Below are 22973 nucleotides of genomic sequence, written 5' to 3'. Positions count from 1 at the left end.
CCTTGATAAGAACGGAACTATTTGTAATTGGGCACGTACATATTGATGGGCTTTGCAAAATATTCAAATTTTGGGAGAGTGATGTTGTTGAATGCACGTCCAAAAATAAATGGGATGACCGGCAAGCTTGCCGTATTATCCGTTTTGAGCATGAGTCTGCTGCCGCTGCCGGCTTTTGCAGGCGAAAGCGTAACCGTCGAAGTGCAGGGCATGTCCGCCGCGGTTCCGATTGCCGATACCGTTCAGGTGCCGCCGGTCAAACAGGCGGAAGCCAAAATTACGCAGGAAGAAGCGGTAGCGAAAGTCAAGGCTTTATTTCCCAGACTTAAGGATGCCCGGGCAGCCCAGGTGCAGTTGGGAGATACGAATACATATCCTCCTCAATATCAAAATGTCTGGACGATCAACTGGGAGTTCAGCACCGGTTCTAACAGCAGTTACGGTTTGACGAGCAAGGTTGATTCCATTACCGGCGAATTGCTGCAAACCAGCTTTTATTTCCAGGCCGCCGACGGCGAGGCGTACTATCCGCCGAAAAAGACCGAAGCGGAAGCCCTCGAATCGGCAAAAGATTTTATCCGCAAGGCAGCGCCTTCGATCGGGTCCGACAGCTTGAAGCTTGAACAACAGCCGAGAATAAGGGAAGATGCGCTTTTTGGTCCTGTTCAATATTATTTTACGTTCACTCCTTTCATAGACGGCCTCGCAAGCGGGGACAATATTTCCGTGACCGTAGACGGCAACGGGGAAGTTACGGGTTATTACCGAACCAAAGCGTCGGAACAATATCCGTCTTCGAAGCCGGCTGTCAGCCAGGATGAAGCGCTTAAAAAATACGAATCGAGCGTTCATTTGAATTTGCAGTATGTTCCGTTGTATAAACCATACGCCAGAGAAAAAAGCTGGTTTCTCGGCTGGGCTCCTTTGCGCGGCGATGTGAGCATCGATGCGCAAACCGGCAAACTGCTGGATGAAACGGGCAAAGACCTGAAATCGGACATTGAGCAGCTTTCTGACGTCGGCAAGACGGATCAAGTTTTTGTTCCGACAGCGGGGAAAGGAGACGGCCAACTGCTGACGGCCGAGCAGGCAGCCGGGCTCGCGGAGCGATTGGAAGCCATTCCGGCGGATCGGAAGCTGATCGGAAAGGAATTAAATGCCTATTGGGAAAATAACCGGCAGGTGTGGAACTTGAGCTGGTCCAATCAAACGCCTTCTTTTGGCGGGTATGAAAAGCAATCCACAGCCGTCGTTGATGCGAAAACGGGGCGAATTCTCGATTTTCAGGCAGACGGATTCGGGTATGGGTCCCCATTGGTGAATGAAGCGTCAAGAGAGGGGCAAAAGCAGGAAGCGATTGCGCAAAAGGCGGCGGACGGGAAGGCGCTGGCTCTCATTAATCAATTGTATCCGAATGCCGAGGAACTCAAATTGATGTCGGCGGATTCCCCGGCCAATGGCGGGAACGGTTTGTTCGTGTACCGCTATCAGCGTATATTCAAGGGGCTTCCGGTCAGCGGCGATACGACTTCGATCACGTTGAACGCGCAAGGCGCACTGAAAAGCTATCACAGTACCCGCGAGGAAGATATGGATGCGAAAGTGTCCTCACTGGAGGCGGCTACAACGAAAGAAGAAGCTTTCAAAATCTTTATGGAAGGCACGGCTCCCGTGCTGCAATACCACAAGTTCGGCGGCTTTTATTCGGGAACTACAGGGTATGCGGAACCGGTGCTTAAGCTAGTTTATCAGCAAAACTACAAGGACAGCACACAGGCCGGATTTATAATCGATGCCGTTACCGGCAAATGGCGGGAAACTTTCCAGTTATCCGGCGAAGGCGGCGGAAATGTGCCGGCGCCACCTGCCGATATCGCAGGACATTGGGCGCAAAAAGATTTGGAGTCGCTTGTTCAGCACTCCATTTTGAAGGCCGATTCCGAAGGCAAGCTGCATCCGGATGAGGCCATTACGCTCGGCGACTGGCTGCAGATGACCGCGAAAGCGCTGAATCCGCATTATGAGGATTCGATTTTTTACGCGAACAACGGCTCGCAACCGCAGCTGCATTTTGAGGATGTGGACAAAGAAAATGCTTATTATGCGGCCGCCCAGTTTTATATTCAATCTCAGTGGCTCGATCCCCGCAAAACCCCGCGGCTGGAGCCGGGCAGCATGCTGACGAGGGAAAAGCTGGCCGCTCTGCTTGTCAAGTTCCTCAAATACGACAAGCTGGCCGCGCAGCTGCAAAACAATGCGAAGCTCGGCTATGAAGATGCCGACCTCATTGCGGAGAAGGGCGCCGTTGCTCTCGCCGCCCAACTCGGATTGCTGGACGGCATCGACGGCAAGCTCGATCCGCAGGGCACTGTGACGAAGGCGCAAGCGGCGACTGTGCTCATGAGAGTCGTATACTTGCAAGGAAAACTGGACCAGAGGATCGGTATACAATAATATGATCCAACTGCCTGAACATTTCAGCCGCACGATCATTGGCGTCCATAAGGAAAAAGGCGAACAGTGGCTGGACGATTTCAATGAACTGATCGCTTCCATTGAAGCCAAATGGTCGCTGCGGGTGCTTCCTTCCTATTCGCTCAGCTATAACTTCGTCGCTCCGGTCGTATATAGCGGAGGGGAAGAGGCCGTTTTGAAGCTTGGAGTCCCTTCCAAAGATACGGCTGCGGAAATTATGGCGCTCACGTGCTTGGAAGGCCGCGGAATGGTCAAACTCCTCCGTGCCGATGCCGATATGGGATTGATTTTGTTGGAAAGGCTGAAGCCGGGGAACACGTTAAAATCCGTAGCGGATGACGAAACGGCGGTGCTGATCGCCGCATCGGTGATGAAAAAACTGCGGGCGGCCCCGCCGGCGGAGCCGGCTTTTCCGACTGTGGCGGGATGGTTTCAAGGCTTTGAGCGGCTGCGAAAGCATTTTAACGGCGGAACCGGGCCTTTCCCGAAGGCAATGATAGAGAAGGCGGAGCTGCTGCTTTCCCGGCTGCAGTCCGCTCCCGGCAAACAGTACCTGCTCCATGGCGACCTGCATCATGAGAATATACTATCCGCCGAACGCGAACCTTGGCTGGCCATTGACCCCAAGGGAGTGATTGGCGAACCTGAGTATGAAATAATCCCTTTTTTAATGAACCATGTGCCGCCGGAGCAAGCTTTACAAGCTACCGAACGCAGAATCGACCTGTTTGTTGAGCAATTGGATCTGAACAAGGAAAGGGTGCTTGTCTGGGCGTACTGTCACGCGCTCCTTGCCGCCTGGTGGCATATTGAAAGCGACAGCGGAGGGGAAGAGGCCTGTATTCGCCAAGCGGAACGATTCGATCTTTTATTAAGGAGCTGAGCCGCCGGGGTCATTCGCAGCATCCTTCGGGACGGATCGGAAAGCCTGAAGATATTGCCAGAGCCTACTTGTGCCTGACCGACCCGGGCAACGATTTCGTTACGGGAATCAACCTGGTAATCGATGACGGGATGATGCGGAAGATGATTTATGAGGAATAAACAAATATCCAGTTATATTTTTCGGGTTTTGGCAAGCGTAGATTCGATAAACACCGGGTCTGGCGTCATGAAAGAGGTATCGCGCAATTTTCTTACGCCAACCGGACGTTTTTGCAAGACATGTTTTTTTGCCATCAAAAGACGGTGGTGCCGGCGTTGTGCAATGGCTCTTTCCTAATGAGCGCCTGTCCCGGCGCGGATTGTAGTGCTGCACGGCGGGTAGTTATTCGGCGGATTGGCAGGCTGGTCGGGGGTGAAAAACCTGCAAAAGTGCAGGTTTTTCCTGCGAAATTGGCTTGTTTTGGCGAAAAACCTGCAAAAGTACAGGGATTTTTGCTGAAAGTGAGTCTGCGTCCATGTATTCGGTGAAAAGCCTGCACTTTTGCAGGAATTGTTCGTGGCGAATGATCAAGGACGCAAATTCATGTATTTTTGCAGGTTTTTCATTGCCGGTCATCCATTTCCGGTGGATGTAATCGTTTGTCACCCGCAGGGTGATTTTTTTGTTTGCATAATTTCGGGCTGTATGGAAAAAATGGAAATCATACTGATGCCGGAGGTACCGTTGATGAACAGCGATCCGCAAACAGAGAATGCGACAACCTTGTATACGGAACTAGAGCGGAATACGATGCATATACAACGGCAATTCGGGTACAGTGAGGACTTGATCATCAAAGAATTGACGTCTGCCGAAGGTTGGCGATTGGCGCTGCTGTTTATGGACGGATTGGTTGACAACCAGATTGTGAACCAGTCCATTATCGAACCGATTCTTTCCAAAGACCGGCGGACGGCCGATCCGGAATTGTACAATGAATGCGCCAACCCGCTGATCTTTTTGAAGGAAGCGGTGCTTACGGCGGGCGATGTTTGCTTGTTGGACGATGAGTCCAATCTCTACACCAGTCTGCTGTCGGGCGGGGCGATCCTTTTGACCGACGGTTTTGCGGAAGGGCTTCAAATCGGCGCTGCCGGCTGGGAAGGCCGCAATGTAAGCGAGCCTACCTCCCAAGGAGTCGTCAGAGGCCCGATGGAGGCTTTTACCGAAAATATCCGCAACAACACGGCGATGATTCGCCGCCGAATCAAAGACCCGCGGCTTTGGCACCACAATTTTCAAATCGGGACAGTAACCAAAACGAGCGTTGCGGTTATGTATATCAAACATATCGCCGACGACGCGGTCGTCAAGGAAGTTTTCAGCAGGCTGGACAAGATTAAGATCGACGGAGTTTTGGAAAGCGGGTATATCGAAGAATTTATTCAGGACAAAACTTATACTCCGTTTCCGACCGTTTACAACACCGAGCGTCCGGATACGATTGCGGCGGGGCTGTTGGAAGGAAGAATTGCGATTCTGGTCGACGGCACCCCTTTCGTGCTGCTCATTCCGGCTTTGTTCGTGCAATTTTTCCAGTCGGCCGAAGATTATTATCAGCGTTTCGACATCAGCAGCTTGCTGCGGGTCATCCGCTTTTTGTCTTTTTTTATAGCGCTGCTTGCTCCTTCGCTCTATATTGCGGTTACGACATTTCATCAGGAAATGCTTCCGACCAATTTGCTTATCAATTTATCCGCGCAGCGGGAAGGCGTGCCGTTTCCGGCGTTTATCGAAGCAATGCTGATGGAAATAACGTTCGAAATTTTGCGCGAAGCGGGGGTGCGCATCCCCAAAACGGTAGGACAGGCGGTTTCCATCGTAGGCACGCTGGTTATCGGCCAAGCTGCCGTCGAGGCCGGCATCGTCTCTGCCGCCATGGTCATTATTGTCGCTATCACGGCCATTTCCAGCTTCGTCCTGCCTTCCGTCAGCCTGACGATCGCCGTCCGAATGATTCGCTTTGTTTTGATGGGATTGGCCGCGTCGTTCGGCTTATTCGGCATTCTGATCGGACTTATTGCGCTCGTGCTCCATTTGACGACTCTGCGCTCGTTCGGCGTTCCGTACATGAGCTCCTTTGCTCCGTTTTCCCTGCATGAACAGAAGGATACGCTGTTCCGGGTGCCTTGGAGGCATATGATCAGAAGGCCTTTATCGATCTCCGGCCGGGACACGGTCCGCCAGGATAACGACGGCGAACTTAACAACTAAAGCGGGGAAAGCTGCTATGAAAAAAGCGGGTGCAACTTTTCTGATCCTGATCCTGCTCTTGACCGTGACAACGGGATGCTGGAACCGGCGTGAGTTGAACGAACTGGCGATCCAGATGGGGACGGCCATCGACAAGGTGGGAGATCAATACCAGATCTCCATTCAGGTCGTCATTCCCGGCGAAATGCTTGCCAGAACGGGAAGCGGCCGATCGCCGGTTACGATGTACAAAGCGACGGCGCCGACAGTGTTCGAAGCCTTCCGCAAGCTGACCGAGACGAGTCCGCGCAAAATATACTCCGGCCACATACGGGTATTGATTTTGGGCGAGTCCGTGGCCCGGGAAGGCATCAGCAGCACGCTCGATCTGCTGTACCGCAATCCCGAAGCGAGAACCGACTTTTATATTATGGTCGCGCGCCAGGTTCCGGCTGAAGACGTGCTGAAAATTTTAACGCCTTTGGAAAAAATTCCGGCTCACAGTTTGTTTTACTCGCTGGATACGTCAGCCAAAGCCTGGTCGCCTACAACTACCGTGACGATGGATCAGCTCGTAGATCAACTGGTTACCGAGGGTCTGAATCCGGTATTGAGCGGGGTCCGGGTGCTTGGTAATCAAAAGGAAGGCGAGAAGAAGAAAAATACGGAGGAAATCGAGCCTTCCGCGATATTGCGCTACGCCGGGCTGGCTGTTTTTTATAAAGACCGTATGATCGGCTGGCTGAGCGAGGAAGAAGGCAGGGGCTATAACTATATTATGAACAACGTAACGAGTTCGGTAGGCAATCTGGAATGCCCGAACGGGGGCAAGCTGGTGCTTGAAACGGTAAGTTCCAAAACCGACATCAAGGGCAGTGTCGTGAGCGGCAAGCCTGTCATTACGATCAAGGTGCTCAATGTTTCCAGTATCGGCGAGGCGGAATGTCAAATCGATCTGACCGATCCGCAAACGATCAACGAGCTGCAGAAGGTTAACGAGCAGCATCTTACCGAGCTTATGCAAACGACAGTCGCCCATGTCCGGCAAAAATTCGATGTGGACATTTTCGGCTTCGGACATGCGATTTACAGGGCTGACCCGAAAGCGTGGGAACGGATGAAAGACGACTGGAACACCTATTTCGAAAACCTGGAAATCAAATACGATGTCGAAGTGATCATCCGCCGGATCGGCATTACCAACAATCCTGTCAAAAACGATCTTAAGGAGTAACAAGCATGCTCGGTATAGCGATCGTCATCATGGCGGCAGCCGCGGCGGCCTTTATCGAGCTGCCGGCTTTAATCCGAAAAGGCTGGCTAAAGGAAGCCGTTCTCTTTTCCATCATCCTGCTTGCAGGCGTATGGACCGGCATTGTCACCGTCAAGCAAATTATGCTGCCAAGTCCCTTAAACTTCCTTCATACGATATACAAGCCGATCAACGATTGGTTGAGTCATTTTTTCGTTTCATAAGGGGGTTATATATTGCCGAAAAAAGAGCAAATCGGAACGAAACAATTGTCCGTTCTCGTTATTTTGTACGTTATCGGGGATATGCTGCTGTTTTTGCCGAGCAATGCGACCATTTACGCCAAGCAGGATGCCTGGATTTCCGCATTAATCAGCCTGCCTGTCGGAGTCGCCGTGGCGTGGGGCGTCTATGCAATCAGCCAAGAGTTCAGAGGCCTTACGATGGTGGAGTTCAACAGGCTTGTGCTGGGCAAATGGGCGGGAGGCGCGGTGACGCTCATCTACCTGATGTTTCTCTTGATGGCGCTGACCGTTCAGATTCGGGAAATCGGCGATTTTATTACCGCGCAAATGATGACGGAAACCCCGATGCGGGTCATCAATCTGCTGATGGTACTCATCGTTATTATGGCGGTTCGCGGCGGACTGGAGACGATAACGCGAACCTCCGAAGTCTTTTTTATCCTCTTTGCCGTTTTGTTCGTCGCTCTCATCGTTTTGCTGCTGCCCCAGTCGGATCCGAAAAAGCTGGAGCCTTTTTTTGGACAAGGTCCTTTCCGCATCACGCAAGGCGTTTTGTTTTTTGTATCGTTTCCGTTTTGCGAATTGGTTACGTTTTGGATGATATTCCCAAGCGTCAAACAGAGCAAGCATACTTTGCGGGATTATTTGCTAGGCGTCTTTTTGGCCGGTCTCGCCATTTTTTCCATTACGCTCGTCTCCCTGCTGGTGCTCGGCCACTACTTGCTGACGAATCAAGTTTATGCGACTTATACGCTGGCCAAAAAAATCAATGCCGGACATTTTCTCGAAAGGGTGGAAGCGATTCTCGCCATTAACTGGATATTATCGACTTATTTCCGGTCAGTCGTGAACACATACGCTTTTACGGTCGGAGTTGCGCAGCTGTTCAATTTGCGGGATTTTCGGGTTTTAACGGTGCCGCTCGGTCTGTTTTTATTCGGCTTCGCCTTTATGATCACCCCGAATATCATCGCTTTCAACGCTGTCAATCCATACTGGGTGACTTGGGATTTTACTTTGTTTCCGGTAATTCCAGCGATCGTTCTTTTCGTGCATGCGATCAAGCAAAAATACCATAGACGGAATTGAAAAAATGGCATTTCCGGCACCTGAAGTGTGCGGCCCCGGTATTTTTGCTTGATTTTTCGCAAATCACCACGTTTCCAGCGTGTAGGCCATTTCCCAAAAAGCCAGCTCATAGCGGCTGGAAATGACAAAATGCCGTTCCATCCGCACGCGCTCGCCTTCCGTAACCCGTTCTGCGATGGCGTCAAGACGGTCAATCTGTTCCTGCACAAGCGTGCGGAACCAGTCGCTGCCGTATGCGCCGACCCATTCCTCATAAATCGGATGACCCGGGGTGGCATCCTTAAACCGCTCCCCGATATCCTGGTACAGCCAGTAGCAGGGCAGAATGGCGGCCAAAATGTCCCCGAGATGCCCTTCGTACCCGGCGCGCAGCAGATGCGACGTGTAAGCGTAGGCGGTTGGCGCCGGCTCGAAGCGGGCTCTCTCGGCTTCCGTAATGTTAAGCAGGGCGCTGAATTTCTCATGCAGCCCGAGCTCCGCCCGATACGTCGATACCGCATGCTCGGCCATCCGCCCGCTCGTATACAGGTCCGCCGCTTTGGCCGCGCCGAGCGCCTGCACTTTGCCGAATTGCGACAAGTAATACGAGTCTTGGAGCACGTAATATTTGAAGCATTCCAGCGGAAGCGTTCCGTCTGCAAGCCGCGTCACGAAAGGGTGACGGAAGCTGGCTTCCCAGCTTTCGTCCGCCGCAAGGCGAATCCGTTCGGAAAATAATGTCATCGTCCGTACCTCCAGTTAAACAAGTTCAAAGCGCGCGTATTTGTCCAGGTCTTCTGCGGAAACTTGCGCCAATGCGTTCAGCAATTCGATCTGGAAGCTTCCCGGACCTTCGGAGCCTTTGTTTTTTACGGCGATTTCCGCAGCTACGCCGTAGGTGACGAGAGCTGCGGCCGAAGCTTTCACCGGGTCGGCTTCAACGGCCAAAAAGGCGCCGATCACGGACGTCAGCAAGCAGCCTGTTCCGGTTACTCTTGTGAGAATCGCATCGCCATTGCGGCAGATGTACGTTGTTTGCCCGTCGGAGACGATGTCGTCTTTCCCGGTAACGGCAACCGTCGTGCCGAGCTGCTGCGCCGCAGCGACAGCCAGCTGCATCGAGTCGCCGCCGCTTTCTCCGGCATCGACGCCTTTGATTTGCGCGTCGCGGCCGATCACCTGCGCGACTTCCGCCGCATTGCCGCGCAGCACGGCGACATCGACCTCGGCGATGATCGCTCTGGCCGTAGCTGTGCGGTAAGCAGTAGCGCCGGCGCCGACCGGGTCAAAAGCGACCGGCACGCCGTGCGCATTGGCGGATTTGCCGGCGAGCTTCATCGCGCGCACTTCCGCAGCGTTTAAAGTGCCGATGTTGAGAACGAGGGCCCCGGCAATGCCGGCCATTTCGGCGACTTCCTCCTCAGCATAGGCCATGACCGGCGAAGCGCCCAAAGCGAGCAGCCCGTTGGCCGTGAAATTAGTGACGACAACATTCGTAATATTGTGAACGAGGGGTCTTGCCGCTCTTACCCGATCCAACATTGCGGCGATTTGCTGTACGTTCATGAAATGAAGCACTCCTTTGAGTATAAAATAAAAAACACTTTGCCTGTGTACAAACAGGCAAAGTGATCATAAGACACTTTGAGCGGGTTCCTACGCTGGCATTATCCAACAGGTTCAACGGTCTACGGCAGATTAGCCGTACTCTCAGCCTGCTTCGCACAAGCTCCCGTTCTATTCGGTTGCTTTTAAGTGTAGTCCCCCGGGGGAAAAAATGCAACTTAAATTTGCCGAGCGTTCATATCGGCCCGAACCCCGGATTTCAGCTCAAAAAACTGCAGATCGCAGATCGCTCCGAGAAAGTCGCGACACTTTGTTAGGGCTAGGGGAACCGGTAGGGCCCTACATTGGGGTACAGCCGCTTGTACCTCTCCTTGCGAGGTCACGGAACTGAACAAAAAGACCGACCGCCGTCATGCAGCGCAACCGCGCGCTGGGAGCTGCGCGCGGTGCGATGGATAGGAGGCATCGTGGCAGGAAAAAACTGCGAAAGTGCAGGTTTTACCTCTGAAATTGGCTTGTTTTGGCGAAAAGCCTGCAAAAGTGCAGGAATTTTCGCTGAAAGTGAACCTGAGCCCATGTCCCCGCTGAAAAGCCTACACAATTGCAGGAATTGTTCGTGGCCAGCGATCCAGGACGCAAATTCATGTATTTTTGCAGGTTTTCTTCGTGCAGACAGGCAACAAGTGTGGTTATCGCCTCTGCCGCTTTTTCAGCAGTAGAAGGTATTTTATATTCGTCAGTTTTCATGTGGGAATTCACAAAATGCAGCGCTGTCGGACAGACTCCAAGCAGTGGTGATACAATAGTATACGGTGGAAAAATCTCGGACATACATGTTTTGCCGCACATGGCGGAGAAAAGAGAAAAAACGGTCCAGGAGGTCGTAGCAGATGAAAGAAAACTGGGAGCGTCTGGGAAATCGTGTGCTGCTGGATTTGCCGGAAGCAAGCAGACTGGTATCGCCCGTATTCGGAGGGAAGCGGGTCGCCGCAGTGGAACGGCTCGGGGAAGGATACAGCAATTCCAACTACAAGCTAACGATCGATGGCGGCGCGGTTCGGCACTGCGTGCTTCGCGTGTACAGGGGCGATGCGGCCGTTGCGGACAAAGAGTTGGCTATCGCTCGTCTCGTTAAGGAGAGCGTGCCGGTGCCGGAAATTTTATTCGCCGATACGAGCTGCTCGGCGCTGGAGAAGCCATGGGCGCTGCTGGAATGGAAGGAAGGCTATTTGCTCAGGGATGCGATGCGCTCGGGCGCAAGCGGGCAAATTGCGCAGGCCGCCGCGTCGGCCGGGCAAGTTCTTGCGGGCATTCATGCCTTCACTTTTGCCGAGGCAGGCTTTTTCGGCGAAGATTTGAAAATCCGTCATTCGTTTCAAATGGATGCGGCCTCTTTTCTTGAATTTATCGAGCAAAGCCTTTTCGTCCGAGGGGCCGGCCGCTGGCTGGGGGAGGAGCTTACGGACGCTTTGTGGGCGTTTTGCAGGCGTCATGCTCCACTTTTGTCGGATGCGGAGGAAGAACCGGTGCTTGTCCATTCGGATTACAACGGCTTAAACGTGCTTGTCCGCGAAAATAGCGGTTCAATCGCCGTTTCAGCCGTATTGGACTGGGAGTTCGCCTTTTCCGGCAGCCGGCTCGCGGATATCGGCAACATGCTGCGTTATGAAGCGAACGATTCTCTTTTTGAAAAGCATTTTATTAACGCCTATCAAGCGGACGGCGGCGTTGTGGGGCGCAGCTGGAAGCTGCGCTCCAAACTTGAGGACCTGGTCGCCCTCTGCGATTTGCTGAACCGCTCAAGTGAGCTGACGCCTAACCGCAATCAGGATCTCAAGCGGTTGATTGCCGGCACGGTGCTTCAGGAGTGAATCAAATTGGCATAGCGCAAACCTTTGCGGATGCCGCCGTCGTCCACGGATGCCGTAACGTAATCGGCGTGCGGCAGCAGCTCTTTGTGCGAGTTGCCCATGGCGATGCCTAATCCGACGTACGCCAGCATCTCTTTATCGTTCAACCCGTCGCCGAAAGCGACCGCCTCGCGGGACTCGATGCCGAGCCGGTTCAACAGCGCTTCGATGCCCTTGGCCTTGGAGCCGCCGGCCGGCAGGACGTCCATCGCTTTTTCATGCCAGCGAATCAGCTTCAGATCGGGAAAATGTCCCTCGTAAAGATGCTCCTCATGAGCCTCGCAGTGCAGGAACACTTGGTAAATGTCTTCCTTTTGCCAATAATCGGGATCGTATCCCGGGAGGTCCACGCGCAGCGACAAGACGGATTCCTCGACATTCAGATGCGCCTTCGAATTGGAGTAAAACGCTTCGCTGCCCTCAAAAACGAGAGAATGGTTATGGCTGTCCGCATGCCGGACGAAAGCTTCCAGGCTGGAGCGGGGAATCGGATGCTTGTACAGCGGCTGCCCCTGAAAAACGACGTAGGCGCCGTTCAGGCTTACGAATGAAGCGATTCCGAGCTGCTCGGCGAGCGGCTTGAAAAAGTAAGGGGCTCTCCCGGTGGCGATTACCGCCTCCACGCCGTTCTTCTGCAGTTCTTTGACAGCCTGGATCGTATCGGCGGGAACTTGCTTTGTCTCATCCACCAAGGTGCCGTCAATGTCGAAAAAAACGATTTTGTAACTCATCTTCTCTCTAACACTCCCATCTTTTTCTTTCAAATAGTGTCGCACAATTCGGAGCTGCTGTACAAGCACAATTTCCAAAAAGACCGGAGCTACTCGGAAACTTGAGCAGCGGGCGGGCGCGAGGAGAGCCTTTCCACAAAATGCGTGTCGACCTTCGTTTTCGTTTTGGCCTTTTGCCCCGATTCGATGGATTCGATCAGCAGATCGACGGCGAGGTACGCCATTGTTTCCTTGTCGACATGCACGGTCGTAAGCTCCGGGGAGACGATAAGGGATTCCGAAATATTGTCAAAACCGACCACCGACACGTCTTCCGGAATACGGTAGCCGAGCTCGGTGAGAGTTTTCATGGCGCTGATCGCAATATAATCGCATTCGCAAAAAATAGCCGAGGGGAGCTTGTGCCCGGCCTGCAGGAACGCTTCCAGCTGCGCTTTCAGCGATTCCTGAGAGGATAAAATCGTCGGCGCCACGGAGAACTTATGGCTCTCGGCTATTTCCACACCGTACTCGCGCAAAGCGGCGGAAAAACCCCGGTTTCTTTCCTCAAAATTATGAATCCGCACGTTGGATGCCATATATCCGATCTCTTGATGCCCGATTTTGCACAGATGGGCCCCTGCCTGATAAGCCCCCATAAAGTTATTGATTTCCACAAAATGAACCGGCAATGTCTCGAAGCAGGTGTCGAGCACGACCAGATGCGGATCGAGAATGCCCGCGATATCGGCGATCTGCCCGCGGTTCAGATTCGTCCCCAGCAAAACGACGCCGCCGCTGCGGCGCTCCTCCGCCACCGAGCGAATGTCGCGCTCGAAATATTCCATATCGATAGAGGAAAAGAGCAGGGAATATCCTTTGACCCGGCATCTTTCCTCGATAAAATGTATCAGTTCCCGAAAAAAGGGCTGTTGATAGTACTGTTCCAGCACGATGCCGGAGTTCGTAAATACGAGAAAAGTGAGCGAGGTTGCCGCGCTGTTGTCGATAGCGGGAGCTTTCGGTTTCGGGAGGTAACCGGCTTCTCTCGCGATATGCAGGATGCGTTCGCGGGTATCGGGGCCGATGCCGGGCTTGCCGCTGAAAGCCAGAGATACGGCCGATTTGGAAACGCCGGCCATCTTGGCGATATCTTCCATTTTCATCATTGCTTCTCCGTTCCTTGCGATATAAATTGTTGAGCAAGTTTAGTTTACAGTGTTTTGTTGGAAAGCACAAGGAAAACTAGTTCTTGTTTATTTTTAGTTTAGTTAAATTTAGTTAAATATCGGGTAAAATTGACTAAACTCGGGATTGACACTTGCGTTTGTTGGGTGTTAGGATAAATTTGAAGGATGATTTAAGAAAACAGTTTAGTTCACTTTTGGATTAATTTTTTATACGGTTTATTAGTTTGTTTTGCTAATTTGCGGAGACTGTTTAGTTGTTTAGCGAAACGGACTTTTAATTTCAAACGAGGGGAGATTGTTTTATGAAAAAATTCAAGTTGGGTTATGCGCCGACACGGCGATTCGTGTTCAGTGCGGAGGACGCTTTCAAGTACAAGGTGCTGATCAGGGAAAAAATCGAAAGCTTCGGAATGGATATCGACATCGTCGATTTGGAAGGCCTGAATTCCGAAGGTTTGCTGTATGACGACCATATCAACGCCGATCTTATTGCCGAGCGCTTCAGACAGGAAAACGTGGATGCGGTCTTTTTTCCGCATTGCAACTTCGGAACCGAAGACACCGTGGCGCGCGTGGGCAAAGCGCTGGGCAAACCCGTACTGCTGTGGGGCCCGCGCGACGAGGCTCCGCTGGAGGACGGCATGCGGCTGCGCGATACGCAGTGCGGTCTATTCGCCACCGGCAAAGTGCTGCGCCGTTTTAACGTGCCGTTCACGTACGTGACGAACAGCCGTGTTAACGACCCGGTGTTCGAGCGGGGCTTCACGAACTTTATCGCCGCTGCGAATGTGGTGAAACAGTTCCGCAGCCTGCGTATTTTGCAGATCGGACCGCGCCCGGCTTCCTTCTGGACGATGATGTGCAATGAAGGCGAACTGCTGGAGCGCTTCGGCATCGAGATTCATCCGATTACACTGGTAGACATTCAACGCGCCTCGAAGCAGATCGAGAAGGGGAACAGCGCCGAACTTCAGGAAGCGGTTGCATATATCAAAGCGAAGCTCGATTATTCGGAAGTGACGGAAGACGACGTGAAGCGCATCGCTGCATTGAAGGTGGCGATGAGGCAGTACGCCCGGTCGACCGGAAGCACGGCTATCGCGATCCAGTGCTGGTCCTCCTTGCAGGATGCGATGGGCATCATGCCTTGTCTGGCCAACGCGATTTTGACGGACGAACAAATTCCGGTCACTTGTGAAACCGACATTCATGGAGCGATCACTTCCGTTATGGTGCAGGCCGCTACGATGAACCAGGCGCCGACTTTTTTCGCGGACCTGACCGTCCGTCATCCGGAGAATCCGAACGGCGAGCTGCTTTTCCACTGCGGCAACTTCCCGGTCTCGCTCTCGGTGGAGGAGAAACCGAAGCTGCGCAAGCACTTTTTGTTCGACGACCATTCGCCGGGCACGCACGAAGGCGAAATCAAGGGCGGCGACATGACATTGGCGCGTTTTGACGGCGACCACGGGGAATACCAGCTGTTCCTGGGCAAAGCCCGCGGCATTCAAGGCCCGTACACGCGCGGTTCCTACGTTTGGGTGGAAGTCAACGATTGGCCGCTGTGGGAAGAAAAACTCGTTAAAGGCCCTTATGTACACCATTCCATAGGCATCCATGCGAACGCGATTCCGGCGCTCTATGAGGCCTGCCAATACATTCCAGGATTGACGCCTGACCCGGTTGATCCTACGGAGAAAGAGATTCAGGCGTGGCTGCGCGGCGCCGGATTGTAAAAAGGGGAGGACTCTATGAATACAGCCCAATTGAAAGCAAAAGCGGCCCAAATCCGCATGGATTTGCTGAAAATGATTCACGGCGCCAAAACGGGCCATACCGGCGGATCGCTGAGCAATACGGATATTTTGACGGCATTGTACTATAACATTATGAATATTGATCCAAGCAACCCGAAAATGGACGAACGCGACCGTTTTATCGCCAGCAAAGGCCATTCCGTCGAATCGCTTTGGTGCATACTTGCGGACCTCGGCTTTTTTCCGAAAGAAGAGCTGCAGACGTTCAGCCGCTTCGGCACGAGGCTGATCGGGCATCCGAACAATAAAGTGCCCGGCATCGAAATGAACACGGGTGCGCTGGGGCACGGGCTGGCGATCTCTGTCGGCATGGCGCTGGCGGCGAAGCGGGACGGCAAGTCTTACCGCGTGTTCTGCCTGATGGGCGACGGCGAGCAGGCGGAAGGCTCCGTCTGGGAAGCGGCGATGGCCGGCTCGCATTACAAGCTGGACAATTTGATCGGCATCGTAGACCGGAACCGTCTGCAAATCAGCGGCTCGACGGAAGAGGTCATGGGGCTCGATCCGCTTGAGGATAAGTGGACGTCCTTCGGCTGGAACGTCGTTTCTATCGACGGCAACGATATCGCCGCATTGGTCGACACTTTCCGGGCCGCGCCGTCGGTGGCGGGCAAGCCGACGCTGGTGATGGCCAATACCGTCAAAGGCAAAGGCGTGTCCTTCGCTGAAAATGTGCCGCATTGGCATCATCACGTGCCCAGCGATGCGGAGCTGGAGCAGGCTTTGGCCGAACTGTCCGCGGCGCTGGAGCAAACGAAGCAGGAAGAGGAGGCGCGATAACCGATGAATACGATCCCTAATCGTCAAGTCATATGCGATACACTGTTGGAGCTTGCTCAAAATGACCGCGATATTATGGTTCTTGCCAGCGATTCCCGCGGTTCGGCCGCGATGGCGCCGTTCGCCAAGGCGTTCCCGGAGCAGTTCGTGGAAGTCGGCATCGCGGAGCAAAACATCGTCGGCATTTCGGCAGGTCTGGCCCACAGCGGGAAAAAGCCTTTTGTCACATCGCCGGCCTGCTTTTTGAGCATGCGCAGTATCGAGCAAATCAAGGTGGACGTGGCGTATTCCGCAACGAACGTCAAGCTGGTCGGCATCAGCGGCGGGGTCAGCTACGGCGCTCTCGGCATGTCGCACCATTCGGTGCAGGACGTTGCCGTAGCCCGCGCGATTCCCGGACTGGCGGTCATTTTGCCGGCGGACCGGCACGAGACGAAGCGGATGACGGAAGCGCTGGTGAAGCATGAAGGCGGCGTATACGTGCGCATCGGCCGCAACCCTGTCGAGGACGTCTACGAATCGGACGACTACGAATTTGTGATCGGCAAAGCGGTGACGATGCGCGAAGGCTCGGACATTACGATTATCGCGGCGGGCGAAACGGTCCGGGTTGCGCTCGATGCGGAAGCCGCTCTGAAAGAAGCCGGGGTTTCGTGCAGAGTGATCAACATGCATACGATCAAACCGCTGGACGAAGAAGCGATCGTGCGGGCCGCCCGCGAGACGGGGCACATTATTACGATCGAGGAACACAGCGTGCTTGGCGGGCTCGGAGCGGCTGTAGCCGAAGTTGTCGTGCAGAATCAGCCTGTACCGATGCGCATTATCGGCATTCCGGACGAACCGGCCATCGCCGGCAAAACGTCGGAAGTGTTCGCGCACTACGGAATCAGCAAGGACAATATCAAGCGGGTAGCGCTTGAGCTGCTCGGCAAGTAGGAGCTGCGCCTATGAAGAAGGAATATATATTAACGGTAGATCAGAGCACATCGGGGACAAAAGCGCTTGTCGTAGACCGTTCGGGCGCGATTGTCGGGCGCAGCGCGGCCGAGCACAGCCAGTCGTATCCACGTCCCGGCTGGGTGGAGCATGATCCGTTGGAAATTTATGATAATGTGAAAAAGACCGCCCGGCAGGCCCTGGATGCGGCGGGCATCGCTCCCGGCGATCTCGCCGGGCTGACGGTGACGAATCAGCGCGAAACGGCGGTACTGTGGGACCGGACGACAGGGCTGCCCGTTTACCCGGCAATCGTATGGCAGTGCCAGCGGACGGCCGACGTATGCGCCGCGTATAAAGCCGCAGGCCATGAGGACGCGGTCCGGTCCAGAACGGGGTTGATGCTGGACCCCTATTTTTCGGCCGCCAAATGGGGCTGGATGCTGGATCATGCGCCGGGCGCGCGCGAGAAGCTGGCAGAGGGGAAGCTGCTGGCCGGCACGATCGACAGTTGGCTGCTCTGGAAGCTGACAGGGGGCCGGACGCATGCCACCGACTACACGAATGCCAGCCGAACGTCGCTTTTCAACATCCATACGCTGCAGTGGGATGAGGACATGTGCCGCTTGTTCGGCGTCCCTTCCGGTCTGCTGCCTGAAGTGAAGTCGTCGGACGAAGTGTTCGGTTACACGGAAGATGCGGAGCTGTTCGCGGAGCGGGTTCCGATCTCAGGCATTATCGGCGATTCCCAGGCAGCCTTATACGGCAACCAATGCTTTCATCCCGGCATGGCCAAAGCGACTTACGGCACAGGCACATCCGTATTGATGAATGTCGGCGGCAAGCACGAATCCTGCGGGAACGGCCTTGTTACGGCGATTGCCTGGGGAATGGGCGGTAAAGTTACGTACGCCCTCGAAGCGGTCATCCGGACTTCCGGCGACAGCATCAAGTGGGTGAGGGACAATCTCGGCCTGTTTGGCTCTTTCGCCGAAATGGACCAACTGCTGGAACAAGCGCCGGATAATGAAGGTGTCTATTTGGTTCCGGCGTTCGTCGGGCTCGGGGCGCCTTACTGGGACCCTTATGCGAGAGCGGCCATTACAGGAATGAACCGGGGGACGACCAAAGCGCACGTGATCCGCGCGGCGTTGGAAAGTATCGCCTACCAGGTGCGCGACGCGGTGGAGTTAATGCAAGCCGAATCCGGTATCCGGCTCGGGGAGCTGCGGACCGACGGCGGGGCGTCGGATAACGGGGTTCTGATGCAGTTTCAAGCGGACATGTTGAACCGCACGGTCGTGAAATCGGACGTTGCCGAACTGTCGGCGATGGGCTCCGCCTATATGGGCGGCCTTGGACTCGGTTTTTGGACTTCCGCCGATGAGATTGCCTCGCGGCAAAAATCGTACCGCAAGTACGAGCCTTTCATGGAAGCGGAAAAACGGGAACAGTATTATAACGGATGGAAACGCGCCGTCGCTTCCGTCGTATCGGATCATCAAACCGTATAATGGTCAGCCATGGCGTGGCGGACCTATTCGAAGGAGGAATTTCCTTTGTCTTTCAATGAACATTCGAAAATAGGCGAAATCTGGGCCAATCAGGCGGGGCGGGCCGTCCTGCTGAAATACGTTCCTTCGCTTGCGGATTCGCCTTACCTTTCATTTATGAAAATGAGAACGGTGCCGCAATTCGCCGCCTCCAACGAGTCCTGGACGTGGACGAAGGAGCAGTTGGACGCTCTTCTCGCGGAACTTGCCGGCGTAGCGCCGGAATACGAAGCGGAAGAAGAAGCGGTTCCGTCCGCAGCGTACGAAGCCGAGACGGTGGCCGTCGGGTCGGCGTCCGTTCAAGCTGCGGAACAGGCGGAGAAGTGGGGCGTGTTCGAGCTTGCGCTCCATGGCCCAAGCCATGGCAACCCGTTCACGGATGTGGAGCTGAGCGCCGAATTCAGCTTCGCGGGCCGGACTTTGCGCTCGCTCGGATTTTATGACGGCGAAGGCGTGTACCGGGTTCGCTTCATGCCGGATGCGGAAGGCGTCTGGACGTACCGCACGAAGAGCACGGCCCGTTCGCTCGACGGCATCGCAGGGCAGTTTGTTTGCACAGCCCCTTCGGCCGGCAACCATGGCCCGGTTCGGGTGCGCAATACGTTCCACTTCGCTTACGAAGACGGGACTCCGTACATTCCGGTCGGCACGACCTGCTACGTATGGTCCCATCAAGGCGACGAGTTGGAGGAGCTGACGCTGGAAACGTTGAAAGCGTCCCCTTTTAACAAAATGCGCATGTGCGTTTTTCCGAAATCATACCAGTTCAATACCAACGAACCGCTCTACTACCCGTATGAAGGATCGCTGGCGGAAGGCTGGGATTTCTCCCGGTTCAACCCTGCGTTCTTCCGGCATTTGGAGCGGCGGATTGGCGAATTGGGCCAGCTTGGCGTCGAAGCGGATCTTATTTTGTTCCATGCTTATGACCGGTGGGGTTTCTCGGAAATGAAAAAGTCGGCCGACGACCGCTATTTGCGGTATATCACCGCCCGTTTGTCGGCTTATCGGCATGTCTGGTGGTCGCTGGCCAACGAGTACGATTTGATGTGGGCGAAGCAGCCGGAGGATTGGGAACGGTTTGCCAAAATTGTTACCGAAAACGACCCGCATTCCCACCTGATTTCGGTTCATAACTGCTTCAATTTCTACGACTACAGCCGCCCGTGGGTTACGCACTGCAGCATTCAGCGGGTCGACGTGTACAAAACGGCGGAAAATACGAACGAATGGCGCGCTGCCTGGAACAAGCCGGTCGTTATCGATGAATGCGCATACGAAGGGGATATCGATCTGGGCTGGGGCAACATCACGGGCGAGGAGATGACCCGCCGCTTCTGGGAAGGCGCCGTCCGCGGCGGCTACGTCGGACATGGCGAAACTTATATCCATCCCGAAGATATTTTGTGGTGGTCGAAAGGCGGCAAGCTGCACGGAACGAGCCCGCAGCGGATCGCATTTTTGCGGACGATCATGGAAGAAGGTCCGGCGAACGGGCTCGAACCGTTGAAATCCGAGTGGGATGTCCCGTGCGCTGGTGTCAAGGACGAGTATTATTTGTATTATTACGGCTTTAACCAGCCGAAGTTCAGAACTTATAACATGAAGCCCGGCATTCGCTACCGGGTCGATGTGATCGATACGTGGAATATGACGATCAAAACGCTGGATGGGGCTTACGAAGGAGCGTTCCGGATCGACCTGCCAGGCAACCAGTACATGGCCGTGCGGCTGACCCGGGTTTGACAAGGCTCGCAAGGGGCTGCTCGGGCAAAGCAGCAAGCCCACGAGTTGGGGAGCAGAGCGGCCGGGCAACCGCACCTCGGGCTGAGGGGCTAGGCGGCCGAGTAGAGCGACCCCGAGCCTCAGTCTGGGGAAACTAGGCAGCCGGGCACAGCGGCCGTGCTCCAGAGCCCCGGACTGGCGGGGCTAGGCAGCCGAGCAGAGCAGCCAAGGCCTTACCCCCGAGCACCCGTGCTGGGAGCAGGGCAACCGGGCAGAGCGGCCGGGTAACCGAAAGGGTACGCCAAGGGCGCCCAAAACTCCGAAAAACGGTGCTGCTGGTCATGAGCCGGTCGGGAAGCGAAAAAGCCTGCAAAAATGCAGGCTTTTATGCCGGTAAGTGCCTAATTGGCGAAAAAGCCTGCGATTGTGCAGGAATTTCCGTCCGTAATGGGGCTGAGCCCAGTGTAACGGTGAAAAAGCCTGTACATTTGCAGGAATTTCCGAGCAGAGCGCATCAAATGTGAAAATACCTGTATTTTTGCAGGCTTTTTGTACCTTAGCGCTTCAGTGACGCCTAAGCGAGCAGCTTTTAGGGCGGTGTCTACCGACTGCCGGGGCTTCCGCCGAACCAGGTGATGGAAACGTCCGGGCACCCCGCCCTTTTTCGCAAGTCGGACTGTTTAGTTTAGACGCCTGTGCCGTTTCGGCGAATGGGCTTGCCACTGAACTCGGCCGCGAAATCTATCCATCACATTGCTTGCCTCACATAGTACACTCAAATTATCTGTAATGCAAAAAAAGGAATTCAAGGTCAAGTATACTTGGTTCCTTTTTTTGATCCGTTCGGTTCTTCAACCTTAAATCTGGTCGATCCACTACGGCATTCATTTTGATTTCCAGAACTTTAACGCTGCTTGTAATCTCATTTTTTCGTTAGTCTCTTCCAATTCCAAAAGATTGCCGGTTTGCGCATCAACCCAGAATTTGAATGTAGTTGGTCCCCTTCTAAAACGGCCGATTACCCGGCGGTTTTAAGAGCACGGAAAAGCAAAGCAAGGCAAAGATTCCCCACTTTGCTGTAAGCTATTGGCTGTTTTTGCTGATCCAGAACGTAATGTTGTCGCCTTTGTAAGCTTTGGTTCCTGCCGGCGGGTCCTGTTTGAAGACGGAACCGTCGGCTTTGTCGCTGGCTTCCAGGTAAAATTTGTAGTGCAGGCCGGAGGACAATGCCTGACTTTCGGCATCCGCCTGCGTCATTCCTACCAGATTCGGTATGAGCACTTCCTCGGTTTGTCCCATTCCGTCGCTGCGGTTGCCTGTTCCTGCGGTCGTCTGCTTTTGTCCGAGTTCCGGCGTATGGGCCGGGGAAGGGGACGCAGTCGGTTTGGCCGAAGCGCTTGGCGGCACGGTTACGTGCTCTTTCGATTTGGCGGATGGCCACAGTGCCCAGACGACGGCCACAGCCGCCAAAAAGGCGACCGCTCCAAGGCTTAGACCGAGCCTTTTGCTGCCCGGACGGGTGGGCTCTTCATCCGTTTCGTCGTCATCCACAGGCACGGCTTCCCGAACGGGAGGAGCTTTTATTTCCTCGTTGTCGGGTTTATTTGCGTTTGCGGCCGGCAGGCCGCGAAGTTCGAAAACAAGCGACGATAAAGACGCCTGCCCCTGGGAAACGCGCTTGATCAGTTTTACCAAAGCGTCTTTTTGCTCCGGCGTCGCCATGGGGATGCGGGTTCGTTCAAGGTGCGTGTGCAGCGCTTCGAACGGGCCGGGTATTTCCGCAGAGCCTGACAACAGCCGGGTAAACAAGCGGCACAGACCGATTGCTCCTTGCGTTTGCGGTTCCCCTTCTTCCCAATAATTAATCACGGAGAGCCGTCCGTCCTCGCTCAGCCACAAATTGTCGGCGCCGATAGAAAAACCTGTAATCTGCTCTTCCATAGCATCCAGCATCGAGACGCCGAGGTCGGCAACGAGGTTGACAGCTTCCGGAAATGTCCAGCGCTTTTTGTCAAGTTCCTCGCGCAGCAGTCTGCCCGGTCTGAATTGAAGCACGATCAGCACCGAACTTTCCGCAAAAAAAGTATCAAGTATATGGTGAAATCCATCATGATTAAAGGAAGCGGTTTTTCTGAATTTTTGGATATAAGCTTCGGCCGACTGTGTGCTCCCGTATTCGGCGGTAAATAATATAACCGGCCTGCGCAAGGACACGTCTTCTCCGTAGTGCAGGTTTCCTCTATGCAATGAGAGTAATTGCGAATGAGGAACATATCTTTGTTCTATGGATTTATTCAATTTACAATCCATCCTCTCTTGACAGGGTAGTGAGTTCGGGAAACTCATAAAGTATAGAATTCGAAGCCCGCAGCGATTTTGAGTTCAATATGACCTATCATCTAGTATATATGTAAAATGAGAGGAAACCCAGCGTATTCGGTCAGAACAATTTGTAAATTTTGAGACTATTGAAAAACCGCACACTGGAAGCAGCTTGTCTGCTTCGCATCGCGCGCGGGCACCACCTGCAAACGTACGGTTTTTTTGCGACCTGATCCGCCCACAGCGAAAAATTCCTGCAAAAGTGCAGCTTTTTGCACCTCGATCCGCCTGCAGCGAAGAATT

At 54.1% G+C, this 22973-nt stretch carries 18 protein-coding genes and 1 pseudogene; 13 read left to right on the top strand and 6 right to left on the bottom strand.

Features of this window, described 5'->3' with window-relative positions; all coding sequences use genetic code 11:
- The first annotated feature begins 87 nt into the window (after positions 1-87).
- The 3 genes and pseudogenes from AC0LWT_RS02695 to AC0LWT_RS02685 form a co-directional block, all read left to right on the top strand.
- Positions 88-2454 carry a YcdB/YcdC domain-containing protein gene (locus AC0LWT_RS02695; RefSeq protein WP_474679657.1) on the top strand — a complete coding sequence of 789 codons (2367 nt, stop codon included), beginning with the start codon at positions 88-90 and terminating at the stop codon, positions 2452-2454.
- Position 2455: 1 nt separating this feature from the next.
- Positions 2456-3358, top strand: a complete 903-nt coding sequence (locus AC0LWT_RS02690) for an aminoglycoside phosphotransferase family protein (RefSeq protein WP_474679656.1) — start codon at positions 2456-2458, stop codon at positions 3356-3358.
- A gap of 11 nt (positions 3359-3369) precedes the next feature.
- Positions 3370-3519 (top strand): annotated as a pseudogene (locus AC0LWT_RS02685) (SDR family oxidoreductase); the annotation flags it as partial.
- 223 nt (positions 3520-3742) lie between these two features.
- Here the strand turns inward: AC0LWT_RS02685 and AC0LWT_RS02680 are convergent.
- Positions 3743-3976 carry a hypothetical protein gene (locus AC0LWT_RS02680; protein ID WP_474679655.1) on the bottom strand — a complete coding sequence of 78 codons (234 nt, stop codon included), beginning with the start codon at positions 3974-3976 and terminating at the stop codon, positions 3743-3745.
- A 111-nt stretch (positions 3977-4087) separates the two neighbouring features.
- Here AC0LWT_RS02680 and AC0LWT_RS02675 point away from each other — a divergent pair, with 111 nt between their 5' ends.
- From AC0LWT_RS02675 to AC0LWT_RS02660, 4 genes are read left to right on the top strand one after another with little or no spacing between them, the layout of a single operon-like run.
- Positions 4088-5614: a spore germination protein gene (locus tag AC0LWT_RS02675; RefSeq protein ID WP_474679654.1), complete on the top strand. Its 1527-nt coding sequence runs from the start codon at positions 4088-4090 to the stop codon at positions 5612-5614.
- A gap of 16 nt (positions 5615-5630) precedes the next feature.
- Positions 5631-6827: a Ger(x)C family spore germination protein gene (locus AC0LWT_RS02670; RefSeq protein ID WP_474679653.1), complete on the top strand. Its 1197-nt coding sequence runs from the start codon at positions 5631-5633 to the stop codon at positions 6825-6827.
- Positions 6828-6832: 5 nt separating this feature from the next.
- On the top strand, positions 6833-7069 hold the full coding sequence (locus tag AC0LWT_RS02665) for a hypothetical protein (RefSeq protein WP_474679652.1): 237 nt from the start codon (positions 6833-6835) through the stop codon (positions 7067-7069).
- 12 nt (positions 7070-7081) lie between these two features.
- Positions 7082-8179 (top strand): GerAB/ArcD/ProY family transporter, encoded by a 1098-nt coding sequence (locus tag AC0LWT_RS02660; RefSeq protein ID WP_474679651.1) that lies wholly within the window; start codon positions 7082-7084, stop codon positions 8177-8179.
- 63 nt (positions 8180-8242) lie between these two features.
- On the opposite strand, the gene tenA is transcribed toward AC0LWT_RS02660, so the two are convergent.
- Entirely contained in the window at positions 8243-8902 is a 660-nt protein-coding gene (gene tenA, locus AC0LWT_RS02655; protein ID WP_474679650.1) for a thiaminase II, read from the bottom strand.
- 15 nt (positions 8903-8917) lie between these two features.
- Positions 8918-9724, bottom strand: coding sequence for a hydroxyethylthiazole kinase (thiM, locus tag AC0LWT_RS02650; protein ID WP_474679649.1), 807 nt, complete (start codon positions 9722-9724; stop codon positions 8918-8920).
- 890 nt (positions 9725-10614) lie between these two features.
- On the opposite strand from thiM, the gene AC0LWT_RS02645 reads away from it, so the two are divergent.
- Positions 10615-11595 (top strand): phosphotransferase family protein, encoded by a 981-nt coding sequence (locus AC0LWT_RS02645; RefSeq protein ID WP_474679648.1) that lies wholly within the window; start codon positions 10615-10617, stop codon positions 11593-11595.
- On the opposite strand, the gene AC0LWT_RS02640 is transcribed toward AC0LWT_RS02645, so the two are convergent.
- Complete coding sequence (locus AC0LWT_RS02640; protein WP_474679647.1) at positions 11586-12365, bottom strand: Cof-type HAD-IIB family hydrolase; 780 nt, start codon at positions 12363-12365, stop codon at positions 11586-11588. The two genes, AC0LWT_RS02645 and AC0LWT_RS02640, sit on opposite strands and share 10 nt — an antisense overlap.
- Before the next feature lie 89 nt (positions 12366-12454).
- Positions 12455-13510, bottom strand: a complete 1056-nt coding sequence (locus AC0LWT_RS02635) for a LacI family DNA-binding transcriptional regulator (RefSeq protein WP_474679852.1) — start codon at positions 13508-13510, stop codon at positions 12455-12457.
- Between the two features lie 326 nt (positions 13511-13836).
- Between AC0LWT_RS02635 and AC0LWT_RS02630 the strand changes: the two genes are divergently transcribed.
- Genes AC0LWT_RS02630 through AC0LWT_RS02610 form a run of 5 tightly spaced genes read left to right on the top strand, consistent with a single transcriptional unit; the run spans position 13837 to position 20369 of the window.
- On the top strand, positions 13837-15270 hold the full coding sequence (locus AC0LWT_RS02630; protein WP_474679646.1) for an L-fucose/L-arabinose isomerase family protein: 1434 nt from the start codon (positions 13837-13839) through the stop codon (positions 15268-15270).
- 15 nt (positions 15271-15285) lie between these two features.
- On the top strand, positions 15286-16131 hold the full coding sequence (locus AC0LWT_RS02625) for a transketolase (RefSeq protein WP_474679645.1): 846 nt from the start codon (positions 15286-15288) through the stop codon (positions 16129-16131).
- Positions 16132-16134: 3 nt separating this feature from the next.
- A complete protein-coding gene (locus tag AC0LWT_RS02620) occupies positions 16135-17070 on the top strand; it encodes a transketolase family protein (protein ID WP_474679644.1) in 936 nt (311 codons plus the stop codon).
- 11 nt (positions 17071-17081) lie between these two features.
- Positions 17082-18584, top strand: a complete 1503-nt coding sequence (gene glpK / locus AC0LWT_RS02615; RefSeq protein WP_474679643.1) for a glycerol kinase GlpK — start codon at positions 17082-17084, stop codon at positions 18582-18584.
- Between the two features lie 45 nt (positions 18585-18629).
- Positions 18630-20369: a DUF5605 domain-containing protein gene (locus AC0LWT_RS02610; RefSeq protein WP_474679642.1), complete on the top strand. Its 1740-nt coding sequence runs from the start codon at positions 18630-18632 to the stop codon at positions 20367-20369.
- A gap of 1062 nt (positions 20370-21431) precedes the next feature.
- Here the strand turns inward: AC0LWT_RS02610 and AC0LWT_RS02605 are convergent.
- Positions 21432-22646: a PASTA domain-containing protein gene (locus AC0LWT_RS02605; protein ID WP_474679641.1), complete on the bottom strand. Its 1215-nt coding sequence runs from the start codon at positions 22644-22646 to the stop codon at positions 21432-21434.
- Between the last annotated feature and the right edge of the window lie 327 nt (positions 22647-22973).

This window comes from Paenibacillus sp. sgz302164, from assembly GCF_056120505.1.
The sequence above is the reverse complement of the archived record's forward strand: the minus strand, read 5'-3'. Positions and strand labels throughout refer to the sequence as shown.